The 16407-nt window shown below is 65.9% G+C and carries 15 protein-coding genes; 14 read left to right on the top strand and 1 reads right to left on the bottom strand.

The features are described 5' to 3' along the window. The first annotated feature begins 4 nt into the window (after positions 1 to 4). From nuoN to QRN13_RS08465, 10 genes are all read left to right on the top strand, one after another. A complete protein-coding gene (gene nuoN / locus QRN13_RS08510; protein ID WP_161639056.1) occupies positions 5 to 1447 on the top strand; it encodes an NADH-quinone oxidoreductase subunit NuoN in 1443 nt (480 codons plus the stop codon). A 4-nt stretch (positions 1448 to 1451) separates the two neighbouring features. Beyond that, positions 1452 to 2201, top strand: coding sequence for a biotin--[acetyl-CoA-carboxylase] ligase (locus tag QRN13_RS08505; protein WP_284877578.1), 750 nt, complete (start codon positions 1452 to 1454; stop codon positions 2199 to 2201). Next, positions 2198 to 2977 carry a type III pantothenate kinase gene (locus QRN13_RS08500; RefSeq protein ID WP_284877750.1) on the top strand — a complete coding sequence of 260 codons (780 nt, stop codon included), beginning with the start codon at positions 2198 to 2200 and terminating at the stop codon, positions 2975 to 2977. The genes QRN13_RS08505 and QRN13_RS08500 overlap by 4 nt, the downstream gene beginning before the upstream one ends. Further along, positions 2978 to 4651 (top strand): ribonuclease J, encoded by a 1674-nt coding sequence (locus QRN13_RS08495; RefSeq protein ID WP_055753498.1) that lies wholly within the window; start codon positions 2978 to 2980, stop codon positions 4649 to 4651. A 56-nt stretch (positions 4652 to 4707) separates the two neighbouring features. Continuing rightward, entirely contained in the window at positions 4708 to 5616 is a 909-nt protein-coding gene (locus QRN13_RS08490) for a hypothetical protein (protein WP_284877577.1), read from the top strand. 40 nt (positions 5617 to 5656) lie between these two features. After that, positions 5657 to 5995 (top strand): DUF3088 family protein, encoded by a 339-nt coding sequence (locus tag QRN13_RS08485; protein ID WP_284877576.1) that lies wholly within the window; start codon positions 5657 to 5659, stop codon positions 5993 to 5995. Positions 5996 to 6004: 9 nt separating this feature from the next. Further along, a complete protein-coding gene (locus tag QRN13_RS08480) occupies positions 6005 to 6271 on the top strand; it encodes a DUF1467 family protein (RefSeq protein ID WP_055753501.1) in 267 nt (88 codons plus the stop codon). 77 nt (positions 6272 to 6348) lie between these two features. Beyond that, the gene (gene proS / locus QRN13_RS08475; protein WP_284877575.1) at positions 6349 to 7665 is read left to right on the top strand and encodes a proline--tRNA ligase; all 1317 of its coding nucleotides are present in this window, start codon (positions 6349 to 6351) and stop codon (positions 7663 to 7665) included. Beyond that, on the top strand, positions 7662 to 8948 hold the full coding sequence (locus QRN13_RS08470) for a lipoprotein-releasing ABC transporter permease subunit (RefSeq protein ID WP_284877574.1): 1287 nt from the start codon (positions 7662 to 7664) through the stop codon (positions 8946 to 8948). Before proS ends, QRN13_RS08470 begins: the two co-directional genes overlap by 4 nt. Beyond that, the gene (locus tag QRN13_RS08465) at positions 8941 to 9645 is read left to right on the top strand and encodes an ABC transporter ATP-binding protein (protein ID WP_284877573.1); all 705 of its coding nucleotides are present in this window, start codon (positions 8941 to 8943) and stop codon (positions 9643 to 9645) included. Before QRN13_RS08470 ends, QRN13_RS08465 begins: the two co-directional genes overlap by 8 nt. A gap of 14 nt (positions 9646 to 9659) precedes the next feature. Here QRN13_RS08465 and msrA read toward each other — a convergent pair whose 3' ends face one another. Beyond that, positions 9660 to 10283: a peptide-methionine (S)-S-oxide reductase MsrA gene (gene msrA, locus QRN13_RS08460; RefSeq protein WP_284877572.1), complete on the bottom strand. Its 624-nt coding sequence runs from the start codon at positions 10281 to 10283 to the stop codon at positions 9660 to 9662. 385 nt (positions 10284 to 10668) lie between these two features. Between msrA and dnaE the strand changes: the two genes are divergently transcribed. From dnaE to rpsB, 4 genes are all read left to right on the top strand, one after another. Continuing rightward, positions 10669 to 14133 (top strand): DNA polymerase III subunit alpha, encoded by a 3465-nt coding sequence (gene dnaE, locus QRN13_RS08455; protein WP_284877571.1) that lies wholly within the window; start codon positions 10669 to 10671, stop codon positions 14131 to 14133. 98 nt (positions 14134 to 14231) lie between these two features. Further along, positions 14232 to 14618 carry a DUF3224 domain-containing protein gene (locus tag QRN13_RS08450; protein WP_284877570.1) on the top strand — a complete coding sequence of 129 codons (387 nt, stop codon included), beginning with the start codon at positions 14232 to 14234 and terminating at the stop codon, positions 14616 to 14618. A 99-nt stretch (positions 14619 to 14717) separates the two neighbouring features. Further along, the gene (locus QRN13_RS08445; protein ID WP_284877569.1) at positions 14718 to 15314 is read left to right on the top strand and encodes a DUF4142 domain-containing protein; all 597 of its coding nucleotides are present in this window, start codon (positions 14718 to 14720) and stop codon (positions 15312 to 15314) included. A 227-nt stretch (positions 15315 to 15541) separates the two neighbouring features. Next, positions 15542 to 16405 carry a 30S ribosomal protein S2 gene (gene rpsB / locus QRN13_RS08440; RefSeq protein ID WP_017503967.1) on the top strand — a complete coding sequence of 288 codons (864 nt, stop codon included), beginning with the start codon at positions 15542 to 15544 and terminating at the stop codon, positions 16403 to 16405. Positions 16406 to 16407 lie beyond the last annotated feature (2 nt).

Genomic DNA, 16407 nt, shown 5'->3' with positions numbered 1-16407 from the left:
ACAGATGCCTGATCTATCCTCCGCCCTGCATCTCGCCGCCTCGGAAGTCACCCTCGCGGTCGGCGCCCTGGTCCTGCTGATGGTCGGCGCCTTCATCGGCGACAAGAGCGCCCGTCTGGTTTCGATCCTGTCGGTCCTGCTGCTGATCGCCGCATCGGTCATCTCGATCGTCGGACCTTGGGGCGTCGCCTTCAACGGTGCCTATGTCGCCGATCCTCTGGCCATCTACGCCAAGAGCCTGATCTATCTGTCGGCGGCCGTTGCGGTCGTGCTGGGCGACGGTTGGATGAAGCGCACGCGCATCGCCAAGTTCGAATATCCGGTCCTGATCGTGCTGGCCTCGGCCGGCATGGGGATGATGGCGTCCTCGGGCGACCTGATCTCCATGTACGTCGGGATCGAGCTGCACTCGCTGGCCCTGTATGTTCTGGCCGCCTTCCACCGCAACGACGTCAAGGCGTCGGAAGCGGGCCTGAAGTATTTCGTTCTGGGCGCGCTGTCGTCGGGCCTGCTGCTGTATGGCGCCAGCCTGATCTACGGCTTCGCCGGCTCGATGCGGTTCGAGGACATCGCCGCCGTCGCCGCCGACAATCCCGGCCCGGGTCTGGTCTTCGGCCTGGTCTTCCTGATCTGCGGCCTGGCGTTCAAGGTTTCGGCCGCGCCGTTCCACATGTGGACGCCCGACGTCTATGAGGGCGCGCCGACGCCGGTCGTGGCCCTGTTCGCCACGGCGCCCAAGGTGGCGGCCATGGTGCTGATCGCTCGCGCGCTGGAAAACGGTTTCGGCGACGCCCACGCCCAGTGGTCGCAGGTCCTGATCGCCATCTCGCTGATCAGCTTCGTCGTCGGCGCCTTCGGCGGTCTGGCGCAGAAGGACATCCAGCGCCTGCTGGCCTATTCCTCGATCGCCAACATCGGTTACGCCCTGCTGGGCATCGCGGCAGGCACGGCCGAGGGCCTGCAGGCCATGCTGATGTTCATGACGCTGTATGTCATCGATCAACTGGGCTTCTTCGCCATCCTGCTCAGCCTGTCCAAGTCGGGCCGTCCGATCCGCCGCATCGCTGATCTGGCTGGCTTGAAGAAGGATCGGCCGCTGACGGCCGTGGCCCTGACCATCCTGTCGCTGTCGGTCCTGGGCATGCCGCCGTTCTCGGGCTTCTGGGGCAAATACTATGTGTTCGGCGCCGCCGCCGATGCAGGTCTGTGGCCCGTCGCGGCCGCCGGTCTGGTCGCCTCGGTCGTCGCCGCCTTCTACTATCTGCGCATCCTCAAGCTGATGTGGTTCGATGCGCCGGTCGATGACATCGCCACCGACGCCGCGCCGGTCGAGGCCAAGTGGATCGGCTGGGCCTGCGCCGCCTTCGCCTTCCCGTTGGTGATCGTCGGTCTGACCTGGCTGGAGCCGCTGACCAAGGCTGCGAGCGCCGGCTTCGGGAACGGGTAGGGCGTTGGCGCCCGTCCCACTGGTCATCCTCGACGAGATCGACTCGACCAACGCCGAGGCGCGCCGCCTCGCCGAGGCCGGAGAGGCGGGCCCGCGCTGGATCGTGGCGCGCCGCCAGACCGCCGGTCGCGGTCGGCGGGGTCGCAAGTGGGACACCGATCAAGGCAATCTGGCCGCCACCCTTCTGATCACCACGCCCAAGTCGGCGGCGGAGGCGGCCCAGGCCACCTTCATCGCCGCCCTGGCGGTCGCGGACCTGCTGGACGTCTTCGTCTCGCCCGCGCTCGTTTCGATCAAATGGCCCAACGACGTCCTGCTGGACGGGGTCAAGGTGTCGGGCATTCTGGTCGAATCCGGCCGGTATGCGAACGGCGACCTGTGGCTTGCGGTCGGGATCGGCGTGAATCTGGCCCATGCGCCCGAGGGCACCGAGCGGGGGGCGACCTCGGTTGCCGAACGTCTGCGCGCCGACCTGGCCTACGTCCCGCCGATCGAGGCCGCCGCCGAAATCCTGGCCGAGACCTTCGCGGTCTGGTGGGGGCGCTGGCAGACGATGGGCTTCGAGCCCGTGCTCGACGCCTGGACCAGCCGCCTGACAGGGCTGAATGGACCGTGTGTCGCGCGTCTGGACAATGAGACGCTTGAAGGCCTGGCGGAGGGCGTGGAGCCGGACGGCGCCCTGCGCCTGCGCCTTGCCGACGGCTCCGTGCGTTTGATTTCCGCCGGCGATGTCTTCTTCGGGAAAGCCGCCTGATGCTTCTCGCCATCGAGCAGGGCAACACCAATACGCTGTTCGCGGTCCACGACGGCACGGACTGGATCGCCCAATGGCGCGCCGCGACCGAGGCCAGCCGCACGGCCGACGAATACGCCGTCTGGCTGAACCAGCTGATGGTGATGAAGGGGTTGGCCTTCGGGGCGCTGAGCGGCTGCATCATCTCCAGCGTCGTGCCCCAATCGATCTTCAACCTGCGCAACCTGGCGCGGCGCTATCTGAACATCGAACCGCTGGTCATCGGCGAGAACGCCGAGCTGGGCATCGAGGTGCGGATCGCCAAGCCCAGCGAGGCGGGCGCCGACCGTCTGGTGAATGCTGTGGGCGCCTCGCTGATGTATCCCGGCGACCTTCTGCTGATCGACAGCGGCACGGCGACGACCTTCGACATCGTCTCGGGCGACGGCGCCTTCGAGGGCGGTCTGATCGCGCCCGGCATCAATCTGTCGCTTCAGGCGCTGCACGAGGCGGCGGCCAAACTGCCGCGCATCGCCATTCAGAAACCCGAGAACGTCATCGGCAAGGGCACGGTCGAGGCCATGCAGTCCGGCGTTTTCTGGGGCTATATCTCGTTGATCGAAGGCCTGGTCGGGCGCATCAAGGCGGAGTGGGGCAAGCCCATGACCGTCGTCGGCACCGGCGGGGTCGCCAGCCTGTTCGAAGGCGCGACCGACAGCATCGATCACTTCGATCCCGACCTGACTATTCGCGGCCTCCTCGAAATCTGGCGTCGTAACGCCCATTTGACTGATTGAATGAAAAAGCAAACCCAAGACGAACTCGTTTTCCTGCCGCTGGGCGGCTCGGACGAGGTCGGTATGAACCTGAACGCCTATGGCTTCGGCCCAGAGGCGAACCGTGAATGGCTGATCGTCGATGTCGGCGTCACCTTCGGTGACCTGTCTACGCCCGGCGTGGATGTGATCGTGCCCGATCCCACCTTCCTGGAGGGTGAGAATATCAAGGGCATCGTGCTGACCCACGCGCACGAAGATCACATCGGCGCCCTGGGCTGGCTGTGGCCGCGCATCAAGGCGCCGATCTACGCCACGCCCTTCACCGCCTATCTGATCCGCGACAAGCTGCGCGAGCGCGGCATTCTGGACGAGGTCGAACTGATCGAGGTGCCGCTGGGCGGGACCGTCGATATCGGCACCTTCGGCGTGACCTTCGTCAACATGACCCACTCGATCGCCGAGCCCAGCGGCCTGGCCATCGATACGCCGCTGGGAATGGTGTTCCACACCGGCGACTGGAAGATCGACGACCAGCCGGTGATCGGGACCAAGACCGACGCCCCCGTCATCCGCGCCCTGGGCGACGAAGGCGTGCTGGCCATGGTCTGCGATTCGACCAATGTCTTCGTGCCGGGCGTCGCCGGGTCCGAGGGCGATGTCGCCGTCGCCATCTCCAAGCTGATCGCCAGCCTGAAGGGGCGCGTCGCCGTCGGCTGCTTCGCCTCCAACGTCGCCCGGATGGACAGCGTGATCCGCGCCGCGGAGGCCTGCGGGCGTCGCGTGGCCCTGGCCGGCCGGTCGATGCACCGAATCACGGCGGCGGCCAAGCACGTCGGCATGCTGAAGGACGTGAAGCCCTTCCTGTCGGACGAGGAGGCCCGCGTCTGGCCCGCCGATCAGATCCTGTATCTGTGCACCGGCAGCCAGGGTGAGGCGAGGGCGGCCCTGTCGCGCGTCGCTGACGGCACCCATCCGGTCGTGAAATTGGGTCTGGGCGACCACTGCATCTTCTCGTCGCGCCAGATCCCCGGCAACGAACTGGCGATCGGCAATCTGCAAGACCGCCTCGCGGATCGCGGTGTGCGTCTCTACACCGAGAAGGATCACCCCGGCATCCACGTCTCGGGCCACCCCTGCCGTGACGAGCTGAAGCAGATGTACGAATGGGCCCGGCCGCAGATTGCGGTGCCGACCCACGGCGTGCGCCGCTTCCTGCTGGAACACGCCAACCTGGCCAAGGACATGGGCGTTCCCGAAACGGTGACGCCGCGCAACGGCGACATGGTCCGCCTGGCCCCTGGCCCAGCCAAGATCATCGACGAGGTGCCGAACGGCCGCCTCTATGTCGACGGCGGCATGCTGGTGACCGAGCAAGGCGAGGCCCTGAAGGAGCGTCGTCACGCCTCGACCAACGGCGTGCTGATCGTCAGCTTTGCTTTGGACAAGCGCGGTCGCATCGCCAGCGACATCGACATCCGCAGCGTCGGCCTGCCCGGCGATACCGCCACGCCGCTCGGCGATGCGCTGGACAAGCTGGCCGAACGCGTCGAACAGGTGGTCAAGGGCCTGAAGGGCGATGCTCTGGACGATGAAATGGTCATCGAACAGGCCGTCGCCCGCGTGCTGAAAAAGGCCAGCCAACAGATCTGGGATCGTCGTCCCATCGTCGAGACGGTCGTCCTGCGCGTCTGATGCAACCTTGACCGTTCGGGCGCATTTGTCGTGCGCTTGAACGGTCGGGGAAACGCATGTCGAAAAAGCCTGCCCGTGCGCGCCGCCTGCTGGAGCGGATTCGGCACGCCCGTCATCCGCTGCGCGGTTGGCGGCGGTGGGCGGTGATTGCAGGGCAGGGGCTGGTCGGCTTCGTGGCCCTGTTCGCCGTCGTCAATCTGGTGCTCAGCCTGTCGACGTTCCGGGGCGAAGACCCCCTGGCGCGGACGGTTCACGAACTGCGCGTGCTGTGGTTCAGCCCGCCCGACGGCCAACCGATGTCGCCGACCGCCTTTCCGACCGTCTATGGTCGCGATCTGGGACCAGCGCCCGACACCGCCGCCATCCATGCCTATCTGGAGCGCGAGGCGGATGACGGCGTCTTTCTGCTCGACCACGTCATGGTCGATCGTATCCTGAAGCTGAACGGTCGGATCGATGCGCGCAGCGTGCCGTCGGGCGTCTATGTCGGTGCCCATGCCTTGGGACCGGACGGGATGCCGCTGGTGCCGGTGACCAAGTTCATGGCGCAATATCTGCTGTTTCCGCGCCATGCCTATATTCTGGTGGTGCCTGAGAACGGACCGGCCATCGCCTTCTCCGCCAGTCAGAACGCCAAGTTCGGCATCGACATTCATCCCGAACGCCTGTCGGCCGAGATCGCGCCGTTCGATCCGAACGCCTATGACTTCCCCAGTTCGGGCGAGGCGCTGCACGAGATGACGCGCATCACCAATGAGCCGGCGCGCGTCGCGACGGCCGTCGAAACGTTGAAGGGCGCCCAGGCGCGTCTGGCGCAGGAGGGTCTGACCTACGGCCTTCTGGCGCCCAACTCGAACACGGCGGTCGGCTGCGTGCTGCAAGGCGCCGGGGCGATCACGCAGCAGGCGCGCTCTTCGATCCTTCTGGCGCTGAGGGCGCCGGGGTTTGGCGCATCGTGCGAATAGCGGTCGCGCCGACGGCCTCAACTCGGATATATCCACGCCGATGACCGAGCGACTCTTCCTGCTGAACCCCGACTGGCACGATGACCAGGGCGGTCCGTGGTTCTGCCCGCCCGGGGCCTATATCGAGGGTGTCCTGGCCTTCTATCCTCAGCTTCGCGATGCGCTCGACGTCGTCTATCTGGACCATCCGCGCCCGCGCCAGCCTGTCATCGACCAGGTCGGCCAGGCCCATCAGAGCTGCCCCATCCTGATCCTGGACGGCGAGCTGGATTGGCCCGAGGCCGAGGTCAGCGAAACGACCGGCCGGCGGTTTCTTCAGGATCACGCCATCGCTCCCTATCTGGCGGCCCGCTACGGCGTCGGCCGGCCCCATCCCTAGAGGTCCGTCATGCCCATCGGCGTCTTCACCATGGTCGGCATCTACATCATCGCCTGGTGGACGGTGCTGTTCGCCGTGCTGCCGCTGGGCACGGCCAGCGAGACGCACGAGCCGCCGACCGACGGCTCTCAATGGGGCGCGCCCAAGACGCCCAATCTGAAGAAGAAGTTCCTGACGACCACCTGGGTCTCGGCCTTGGTCTGGGTGTTCGTGATGGTGCTGATCTTCACGGGCTGGCTGCCCCTGCCGAACTTCGCCAGCGGCCCGGCTGTCTAAAAGACGCATCGGCCTAGCTTTCGCCCCGTCCGAGCGGCTAAAGCCTTGTTCCGTCTCTACGCCTAGGATTCCCGACCATGCGCCTGTCGCGCTTTTTCCTGCCCACGCTGAAGGAAGCTCCTTCGGACGCCCAGATCGTTTCGCACCAGCTGATGCTGCGCGCGGGCATGATCAAGCAGGAGGCCGCCGGCATCTACGCCTGGCTGCCGCTGGGTCTGAAGGTACTGCGCAAGATCGAGCAGATCGTGCGCGAGGAGCAGACGCGGGCAGGGGCCGTCGAACTGCTGATGCCGACGCTGCAATTGGCTGATCTGTGGCGCGAGAGCGGCCGCTATGACGCCTACGGCCCCGAGATGCTGCGGATCACCGACCGGCATGAGCGCGAGCTGCTGTACGGACCGACCAACGAGGAGATGATCACCGACATCTTCCGGGCCTATGTGAAGTCCTACAAGTCGCTGCCGCTGAACCTGTTTCACATCCAGTGGAAGTTCCGCGACGAGCGCCGTCCGCGCTTTGGCGTGATGCGAGGGCGCGAGTTCCTGATGAAGGACGCCTATTCGTTCGACGTGGACGAGGCTGCAGCCCGCGTCGCCTACAACCGCATGTTCGTCGCCTATCTGAACACCTTTGCCCGCATGGGCCTGAAGGCCGTGCCGATGCGCGCCGACACCGGCCCCATCGGCGGCGATCTGAGCCACGAGTTCATCGTCCTGGCCGAAACCGGCGAGAGCGAGGTCTTCTGCGACCGCAAGCTGGTCGAGATGCCTGCGCCTGGCGACGACTTCAGCCCCGAAGCCGTCCAGGCCGTCTTCGACGAACGCACCGCCCTCTACGCCGCCACCGAAGAGATGCACGATCCGTCGCAGTTCGAGGCCAAGACCGCCGAGGGCGACCGCCTGTCGGCGCGCGGCATCGAGGTCGGCCACATCTTCTACTTCGGGACCAAATACTCCGCCCCGATGAAGGCCAAGGTCGCCGGGCCCGACGGTCAGGACGCCGAGGTTCACATGGGCAGCTATGGCGTCGGCGTGTCGCGCCTGCTGGGCGCCATCATCGAAGCGAGCCACGACGTCGGCGGCATTATCTGGCCCGATGCGGTCGCGCCGTTCGACGTGGTCGTGATCAATCTGCGAGCCAACGATGAGGCTGTCTCGGCCGCCTGCGAGGACGCGGTGGCCCAGCTTGAAAAGCTCGGCAAGGACGTCCTCTACGACGACACCGACGAACGTCCCGGCGGCAAGTTCGCCACCGCTGACCTGATCGGCGTGCCGTGGCAGTTGACCATCGGTCCCAAGGGACTGGCGGACGGCGTTGTCGAACTGAAACGTCGCGCCACTGGCGAGAAGGTCTCCGTGCCGCTCGCCGAAGCTATCGAAAGGCTGACCGCTTGAGCCTGCCGTCTCGTCCGTCCGGCGCCTTCTCCTCGTGGGAGATCGGCCTGGCCCTGCGCTACCTGCGCGCCAAGCGCAAGGAAGGCGGCGTCGCCACCATCGCTGTAATCAGTTTCATCGGCATCATGCTGGCCGTCGCTGTGCTGATCAGCGTGATGAGCGTCATGTCCGGCTTCCGCAGCGAACTGCTGGGCCGCATGCTGGCGTTCAACGGCCATATGTATGTGCAGGGCCAGGTCCTGACCTCGCCGGATCGCGAAGCCGCCCTTAAGCGCATCCAGGCCGTGCCCGGCGTCGCCAGCGCCAGTCCGCTGAACGAGGCCCAAAGCCTGATCCGCGTCGGCAGCTATACGACCGGCGCCATCGCCAAGGGCATCCGTCCTGAGGATCTGGCCAAGACCCAGTATGTCTTCGACAGCTTAAGCCCGCAGGAGCGCGCCAGCTTCGGCAAGGGGCCTTATGGCGGCGACCGCATTCTGGTCGGCGCGGCCCTGGCCAACTCCATGGGCCTGCGCGTCGGCGATCCTGTGACCCTGTATTCGCCGACCGGGGCCGACAGCGCCTTCGGCAACCTCGGCGGACTTGAGAAGACCTATTTCGTCGGCGGCCTATTCCGTTCGGGCGCCGCCGACTACGACCGCGCCTTCATCTTCATGCCGCTGGAGCAGCAGCAGCTCTTCTTCGGCAAGGAAGGCGTCTGGGACGCGATCGAGATCAAGGTGGACGATCCCGATCAGGTCGGCGCCCTGACCGCCGCCATACGCGACGCCGCCGGTCCCGGCTCGGTCGTCAGCGACTGGCGCGAGCGGCTCGCCGCCTTCTACGGCGCGCTGAAGGTCGAACGCGTGGCCATGAGCATCATTCTGGGCCTCGTCGTCGCCATCGCCGCCATGAACATCATCTCCGGCATCGTCATGCTGGTGAAGAACAAGGGCCGTGACATCGCCATCCTGCGCACCATCGGCGCCAGTCCCTCGGCGATCCTGCGCGTCTTCTTCATGGCCGGCGCCATGATCGGGGTTGCGGGCACCATTGCGGGCCTGATTCTGGGGCTGCTGTTCTGCTGGAACATCGGTTCGATCCAGCATTTCCTGGAGTTCGTCCTGCAGACCAAGCTGTTCGATTCCGACGTCTATATGCTGGACGCCATTCCGGCCCTGGTCGATCCGGTGGACGTGACCTGGGTGGCCTTCTGGTCCCTGTTGATGAGCTGTATCGCCAGCCTGCCGCCGTCCTGGAACGCGTCTCGCATCGATCCCGTGGAGGCGCTGCGCTATGAGTAAGGCTCCCATCCTTTCGGTGCGCGGCCTGACCCGTACCTATGACACCGCCCAAGGCGGCCTGACCGTGCTGAAGGGCGTGGATCTGGACGTCTATCCGGGCGAACTGGTCGGGCTGATCGGACCGTCGGGCTCGGGCAAGTCGTCGCTGCTGCACGCCGCGGGCCTGTTGGAAAAGCCCACCAGCGGCACGGTCGCCATCGACGGCGAACAGGTCGGCGATCTGGACGAGCGCGCCCGCACACGCCTGCGCCTGGGCCGGATCGGCTTCGTCTATCAGTTCCACCACCTGCTGCCCGAGTTCGATGCGCGCGACAATGTCGCCCTGCCGATGCGGATCGCCGGGGTGGCCCAGGACGAGGCGCGCAAACGCGCCGAGGTCACGCTGACGGCCCTGGGGCTAGGCGAACGCCTGACGCACCAGCCGGCTCAGCTGTCGGGCGGCGAACAGCAGCGCGTCGCCATCGGTCGCGCGCTGGCCAACGGCCCACGCCTGCTGCTGGCCGACGAGCCGACAGGCAATCTGGATCCGACCACCAGCCAATCCGTGTTCGAATCCCTGCGCAACTTGGCCAAGACCACGGGCGTCGCCGCCCTGATCGCCACCCACAATATGGAGTTGGCCGGCCATATGGACCGTGTCTTCGCCCTGAAGGACGGTCATCTGGAACAGCGCAAGGCCCAGAGCCACGCCTACTGAGCCATGCCTATCGATCAGCTGACGGCGGCGTCGCCCCAGATCGCTCGCAGGCGTTCGGGGCGGCGGCATCCGATTCGGTAGGCCTGATAGCTGGCGGCGTGGCGTTTGGCGTAGTTCTGGTGTTCCTCGCCCGCGGGCCAGAACCGCTGGGCGCCGACGACCGGCGTGGTGAAGCTCTTTCTCAACACCCGCATCGCCGCATCGCGCGAGGCGACGGCGTCCGCGCGTTGGCCCGCTGTCGCAAAGACGGCGGATCGATAGGACGGCCCCTGGTCGCAGAACTGACCGTTAGGATCCGTCGGGTCGATGGTGCGCCAATAGCGATCGACCAGGGTGCGATAGCTGACCACGCGCGGATCGAAGGTGACCTGCACCGCCTCCATATGGCCAGTGCCGCCGCGCACCACCTGTTCATAGGTCGGGTTTGCGGTATGGCCGCCGACGAAGCCCGATACGGCCGAGCGCACCCCCAGCACGTCGTCGAAGGCCTTCTCCTCCGACCAGAAGCAGCCGCCGGCGAAGATCGCGGTCTGAAACGCCGTCTGCGCCTCGGCCCGACGGGCCAAGGGCGCGCCGATCGCCAGCGCAGCGACGGTCAAGGATGCAACGGCGGCGAGGGCGGTCGTGCGAAGGGACATGGTCTCATCTCCTGTTGCATTGACTACGACGGCGACGCGCAAACGGTTTCACCGAGAACGACTTGACCGGAACAAAACGCCAACATAGAACATTAGCAGAACATATTGGATGTCTCGGAGCCAAGGTCATGCCGCGTTTGATGAGGGATATGCTGTCGCTGGCGTCGTGCGGCGGTTTCGTATGGATGGTCTGGACCGTGGCGATCAGCGTCACCGCCTGAGATCAGACGAATTAGACACTTTAGACGGTGTTTTTTCGAGAACCGTCTGAAGCCAGCGATCCACAGCCGATCCGTGGGGCGACCGGTTTGCGATGGCCGCGCGACGCCCGATATGAGACTCAGGATAGTGTAGGGCTCGTTAGCGGGCCAGGGTCGAAGAAGGCGTGAACGAGCCGGTGAACAGTCAGGGTTTTGTCCATCTGCGGGTCCGCTCGGCCTATTCGTTGCTGGAAGGCGCGATCAAGGCGGCCAAGGTCGGCAAGCTGGCGGCCGACGCCGGAATGCCGGCGGTCGGGGTGGCGGACCGGGCCAACCTGTTCGGCGCGCTGGAGTTCAGCCAGACGGCGAAGGATGCAGGCGTTCAGCCGCTCGTGGCCTGCGCCCTGCCGGTCTTCGGGATCGGCGGCCAGATCAACGCCCGCTGGGCCAAGGTGCCGACCGTGGTTCTGCTGGCCCAGGATACAGCCGGGTGGCTGAACCTGTGCGCCCTGTCGTCGTCCGCCTATCTGGACGCCGGAGAAATGGCCGAGCCGGGCGTGGCCTGGGAGCAGGTGGTCGCCCGCTCCGAAGGCCTGATCCTGCTGTCCGGAGGCCCGGACGGCCCGGTCGATCCGCTGTTCGCCCAAGGCAAGAAGGCCGAAGGCGCCGCTGCTCTGGCGGCGATGAAGGCGGCGTTCGGCGACCGCTTCTACGTCGAGCTTCAACGCCACGGGCTGGAGGACGAAAAGCGCGCCGAGCCGGGACTGGTCGAATGGGCCTATGCCAACGATGTGCCGCTGGTCGCCACCAACGACGTCTATTACGCGAAGGCGGCGCAGGCTAAATCCCACGACGCCCTGCTGTGCATCGCCGATGGCGCCTTCACCGGCCAGGAGGATCGCCGCCGCATCACCGGCGAACACTGGTTCAAGCCCGCCGCCGTCATGCGCGAGCTGTTCGCCGACCTGCCCGAGGCTTGCGACAACACCATCGACATCGCGCGGCGCTGCGCCTTCTTGGTCAATACCCACGCGCCCATCCTGCCGCGTTTCGACACCGGGGCCGGGCGCTCCGAGGCCGATGAACTGGCCCACCAGGCGCGCGAGGGGCTGAAAGTCCGCCTGACCGAGGTCACGCCGGCCGTGCCCGAAGAGGAATACTGGACCCGCCTGGAATGGGAGGTCGGGATCATCCAGCAGATGGGCTTCCCCGGCTACTTCCTCATCGTGTCGGACTTCATCAAATGGGCCAAGACCCACGGCATTCCCGTGGGGCCGGGGCGCGGCTCCGGCGCCGGCTCGCTGGTCGCCTGGTCCCTGACCATCACCGATCTGGACCCGTTGCGGTTTGGCCTGCTGTTCGAGCGGTTCCTGAACCCCGAACGCGTCTCCATGCCCGATTTCGATATCGACTTCTGCCAGGAGCGGCGCGAAGAGGTGATCGACTATGTTCAGGACCGCTACGGCAAGGACCGGGTGGCCCAGATCATCACCTTCGGCACCTTGCAGGCGCGGGCCGTGTTGCGCGACGTGGGTCGGGTGCTGCAGATGCCGCTGGGTCAGGTCGACCGGCTCTGCAAGATGGTGCCGAACAACCCGGCCGCGCCCGTCACACTGGCCCAGGCCATCGACATCGAGCCGCGCCTGAAGGAGGCGCGCGACGCCGAGCCGGCGGTGAAGACCTTGCTGGAAACCGCGCTGGAGCTGGAGGGGCTATACCGCAACGCCTCGACCCACGCCGCGGGCATCGTGATCGGCGACCGGCCTCTGACGGAACTGGTGCCGCTGTATCAGGATCCGCGCTCCACCATTCCGGCGTCCCAGTTCAACATGAAATGGGTCGAGCCGGCTGGCTTGGTGAAGTTCGACTTCCTGGGCCTGAAGACGCTGACGGTGCTGGATCGGGCGCGCGGCTATCTCGAACGGCGCGGCGCAGCCAGGGACTGGAACAGCCTGCCGCTGGATGATGCGCGCACCTATGAACTGATGGCCTCTGGTCAGACGGTCGGGGTGTTCCAGCTGGAATCCCAGGGCATGCGCGACACCCTGCGCAAGATGCGCTGCGGCTCCATCGAAGAGATCACCGCCTTGATTTCGCTTTATCGGCCGGGGCCGATGGAGATGATCGACACCTATATCGACCGCAAGTTCGGGCGCGCCGAGGTCGATTATTTGCACCCCAGCCTGAAAGAGGTGCTGACCGAGACCTACGGCGTCATCATCTACCAGGAACAGGTGATGAAGATCGCCCAGATCCTGGCGGGCTACAGCCTGGGCGAGGCCGACCTGTTGCGCCGGGCCATGGGCAAGAAGAAGAAGGAGGAGATGGATTTCCAGCGCCTTCGCTTCGTCAAGGGCGCCGCCGAAAAGGCCGTGCCGGAGGCGCAGTCCGGCTCCATCTTCGATCTGGTGGCCAAGTTCGCTGGATACGGCTTCAACAAGTCCCACGCCGCCGCCTACGCCCTGATCTCGTTCCAGACGGGGTGGCTGAAGGCCAATCAGCCGGTCGAGTTCTTCGCGGCGTCCATGAGCCTGGACTTGTCGAACACCGACAAGCTGGCGGTCTTCTATCAGGACGCCAAACGGTTCGACGTGCCGGTCCTGGCGCCCGACATCAATCGCTCGTCGGCCGACTTCGACGTGGCCTGGGACGACGACAAGGGGGCGGTGCTCTACGCTTTGGGCGCGATCCGAAACGTGGGTCTCGAGGCGATGAAACACGTCATCGAGGTGCGCGAGACGGGCGGCCGCTTCGCCGACATCTTCGACTTCCTCGAGCGCGTCGATCCGCGCAGCGTCAACAAGCGCGCGCTGGAAGGTCTGGCCAAGGCCGGCGCCTTCGACAGCATCCACCCCAACCGACGTCAGTTGCTGGAACAGGCCGACGTGTTGATGGCCTATTGCCAGAGCGTGGCGGCCGAGCGCGCCTCGTCGCAGGTGTCATTGTTCGGCGGCGACCAGGCCCATGCCGCGCGCCCGCGTCTGAAGAGCGTCGAGCCCTGGGTCGGTCCGGAGCGGCTGGATCACGAACTGTCGGCGGTCGGCTTCTATCTGTCGGGCCACCCGCTGGACGAGATGACCTCAGCCCTGAAGCGCAAGCGCGTCACCTTCGTCGCCGAAGCGATTCCGCTGGCTGAGTCCGGCCACGAGGCATTCCAGATGGCCGGCGTCGTGCGCCGCAAACAGGAGCGGGCCAGCGCGCGGACGGGCGAGAAGTTCGCCTTCGTGACCTTCTCGGATCCGACCGGCGAGTTCGAATGCCTGTTCCCGCCCGAACAACTGCGCAAATGCCGCGAGGTGCTGGAGCCCGGCGCATCGGTGATGGTGCGGGTGCGCGCCAAGTCGTCGGAAGGGGAGGTGCGCTTCTTCGGCGACGACGCCTCGCAAATGGACAATCTGCTGGACGACGCCAACATCGGCCTTCGTATTCATGTCTCGGCTCGCAGCGCTGACGCCGAGGCGCTGAAGGCGCGGCTGGAACGCGCGCGATCGGGCGCGATCGGCAAGGGGGGCGAGGTGTCGCTGATGATTGCGGGCCTCGAGCAGGGGCGCGAGGTCGAGGTCAAGATTCCCGGCCGCTACCGCTTGGACGGCGCCTTGCGCGGCGCGCTGAAGTCGGCGCCGGGCGTCGTCATGCTGGAGGACGCCTGATGTGCGTCGCCGCGTTGATGTTCGGCTTGGCTCTTGCTGGGGCTGGTCCCTCGGCCGCTGCAGTCGCACAGCCCCTTGCTCCAATGGAAAGCCAGACCATGTCCCACGCTGTCGGAACCTTCGAGCTTCAGATGACGCCCGTCGCGGCCGAGGCCGACTCACCCGCCGGAGCGCCGGGCCGGATGCGCCTGTCCAAGACCTTTCGCGGAGATCTGGAAGGCGAGGGCGCCGGCGAGATGCTGGGCCTTCTGAACAATGGCTCGGGCGCCTATGTCGCGATGGAACGCGTGTCAGGGGTGCTCGACGGACGACGCGGCGCGTTCGCCTTGGTCCATCGAGGGGTCATGGAGGCGGGCAGCCAGGATTTGCTGATCACCATTGTTCCCGGTTCCGGCGAAGGCGATTTGGCGGGGATTGCGGGCGTCTTTCATCTGAAGATCGAGGGCGGCGTGCATCGCTACGAGCTGGAATACAAGCTTCCCTGACGGTCGACCGTGAGCCCCGGATCAATGGTGAAGCTTTTGATTTTTTGGAACCTCACGGACGCGTGATGGGTTTGGTCAGTCCATAGGGAGACTGTTCCAATGAAATATCTCGCCATCGCCAGCGTCGCCTCGCTGGCCCTTCTCGCCGCCTGCAACCAGGGTGGCGACAGCGCCGCCCAGAACACCGGCGAAGCGGTCAACGCCACCCAGGACGCCACGTCGGGCGTCGTCGGCCAGACCTCGGCCATGACCATGGGCGCCAACACCGTCGATGGTTTCGTCACCGGTCTGGGCACCGGCAACATGTACGAGCTGGAAGCCGCCAAGATCGCCGCCGCCAAGTCCAAGAATGCGGATGTGAAGGCCTTGGCCGCGATGATCACCAAGGATCACACCGCCGCCGGCGAGAAGCTGGCCGCCGCTCAGGCGACCGCTGCGCCGAACGTCGCCATCCCCACGACGCTGGACGAACGCCGCAAGGGCCTGATCGACAATCTGAACGCCGCGACGCCGGACGACTTCGACAAGGTCTATCTGGATCAACAGGTCACGGCTCACAACGAGACGCTGACGCTGCTGAACGGCTTTGCCGACAACACCGAAGCGCCGGCTCTGGCCACGCTCGCGCGCGAACTGGTGACGCCGGTCACCGCGCACCGCGACCGTGCCCGGACCCTGCTGGACGCGATGAAGTAAAAGCAGCCGTTGCATTGCTGACCAAAGGCGGTCCCGAAAGGGGCCGCCTTTTCCGCATTTGCAGGGCTGCGCTTGCTATTGCGGCCCATCCGGCCTACATGGCCCCCGCATTTCGCAACGCGGGAGAGGCGCGCTTCGGGGAGACATCCCGATCCGCACCATTCCGAGGGTCTTTCAGACCTTTAATCCCCCGCGCCACGTTTGATCGGAAAAAGGACTGAACGATCATGGCTCTGCCTGAATTCTCGATGCGCACCCTGCTTGAAGCCGGCGCCCACTTCGGCCACCAGACGCACCGCTGGAACCCGAAGATGGACCGCTACATCTTCGGCTCGCGCTCGAACATCCACATCATCGACCTGTCGCAGACGATGCCGCTGTTCCACCAAGCTCTGGTGGCCGTGCGTGAAGTCGCCGCCAAGGGCGGTCGCGTTCTGTTCGTCGGCACCAAGCGCCAGGCCGCAGAGCCGGTCGCCGAAGCCGCCAAGCGCTGCGCCCAGTACTACATGAACAACCGTTGGCTCGGCGGCACGCTGACCAACTGGCGCACCGTGTCGGGCTCGATCGCTCGTCTGCGTGAGCTGGAAGGCATTCTGGAAAACGGCGGCGAAGGCCGCGTCAAGAAAGAGCTGCTGAACTTGCAGCGCGAGAAGGACAAACTTGAGCTGTCGCTGGGCGGCATCAAGGACATGGGTTCGATCCCGGACATCATGTTCGTGATCGACACCAACAAGGAAGCGATCGCGATCCAGGAAGCCCGCAAGCTGAACATCCCGATCATCGCCATCCTGGACACCAACTCGGATCCGGACGGCATCACCTATCCGGTCCCCGGCAACGACGACGCCGCCCGCGCCATCCAGACCTACTGCGACCTGATCGCCGACGCCGTCCTGGACGGCCTGGCCGCCGGCGCTTCGGCCTCGGGCATCGACCTGGGCGCTTCGGAAGCCCCGGTCGAGCCGATGCTGCGTGAAGCCTCGGCCCCCAAGGCTGAAGCCGAAGCCGCGCCGGCCGGCACGGAAGGCGCCGCCGCCGAACTGGAAGCCGCTGCTGAGCCGGCTGCCGAAACCGAGAAGGCCGAGGGCTGATC

Origin of the sequence: Brevundimonas sp. MEB006b (assembly GCF_030209705.1) — a bacterium.
Taxonomy (GTDB): Bacteria; Pseudomonadota; Alphaproteobacteria; order Caulobacterales; family Caulobacteraceae; genus Brevundimonas.
This window is presented reverse-complemented; position numbering and strand designations above follow the sequence as displayed.

Coding starts and splice junctions, on each gene's coding strand:
- nuoN (WP_161639056.1), top strand. CDS start 5: ATGCCTGATCTATCCTCCGCCCTGCATCTCGCCGCCTCGGAAGTCACC.
- QRN13_RS08495 (WP_055753498.1), top strand. CDS start 2,978: ATGAAAAAGCAAACCCAAGACGAACTCGTTTTCCTGCCGCTGGGCGGC.
- QRN13_RS08490 (WP_284877577.1), top strand. CDS start 4,708: ATGTCGAAAAAGCCTGCCCGTGCGCGCCGCCTGCTGGAGCGGATTCGG.
- QRN13_RS08485 (WP_284877576.1), top strand. CDS start 5,657: ATGACCGAGCGACTCTTCCTGCTGAACCCCGACTGGCACGATGACCAG.
- QRN13_RS08480 (WP_055753501.1), top strand. CDS start 6,005: ATGCCCATCGGCGTCTTCACCATGGTCGGCATCTACATCATCGCCTGG.
- proS (WP_284877575.1), top strand. CDS start 6,349: ATGCGCCTGTCGCGCTTTTTCCTGCCCACGCTGAAGGAAGCTCCTTCG.
- QRN13_RS08465 (WP_284877573.1), top strand. CDS start 8,941: ATGAGTAAGGCTCCCATCCTTTCGGTGCGCGGCCTGACCCGTACCTAT.
- msrA (WP_284877572.1), bottom strand. CDS start 10,283: ATGTCCCTTCGCACGACCGCCCTCGCCGCCGTTGCATCCTTGACCGTC.
- QRN13_RS08450 (WP_284877570.1), top strand. CDS start 14,232: ATGTCCCACGCTGTCGGAACCTTCGAGCTTCAGATGACGCCCGTCGCG.
- QRN13_RS08445 (WP_284877569.1), top strand. CDS start 14,718: ATGAAATATCTCGCCATCGCCAGCGTCGCCTCGCTGGCCCTTCTCGCC.
- rpsB (WP_017503967.1), top strand. CDS start 15,542: ATGGCTCTGCCTGAATTCTCGATGCGCACCCTGCTTGAAGCCGGCGCC.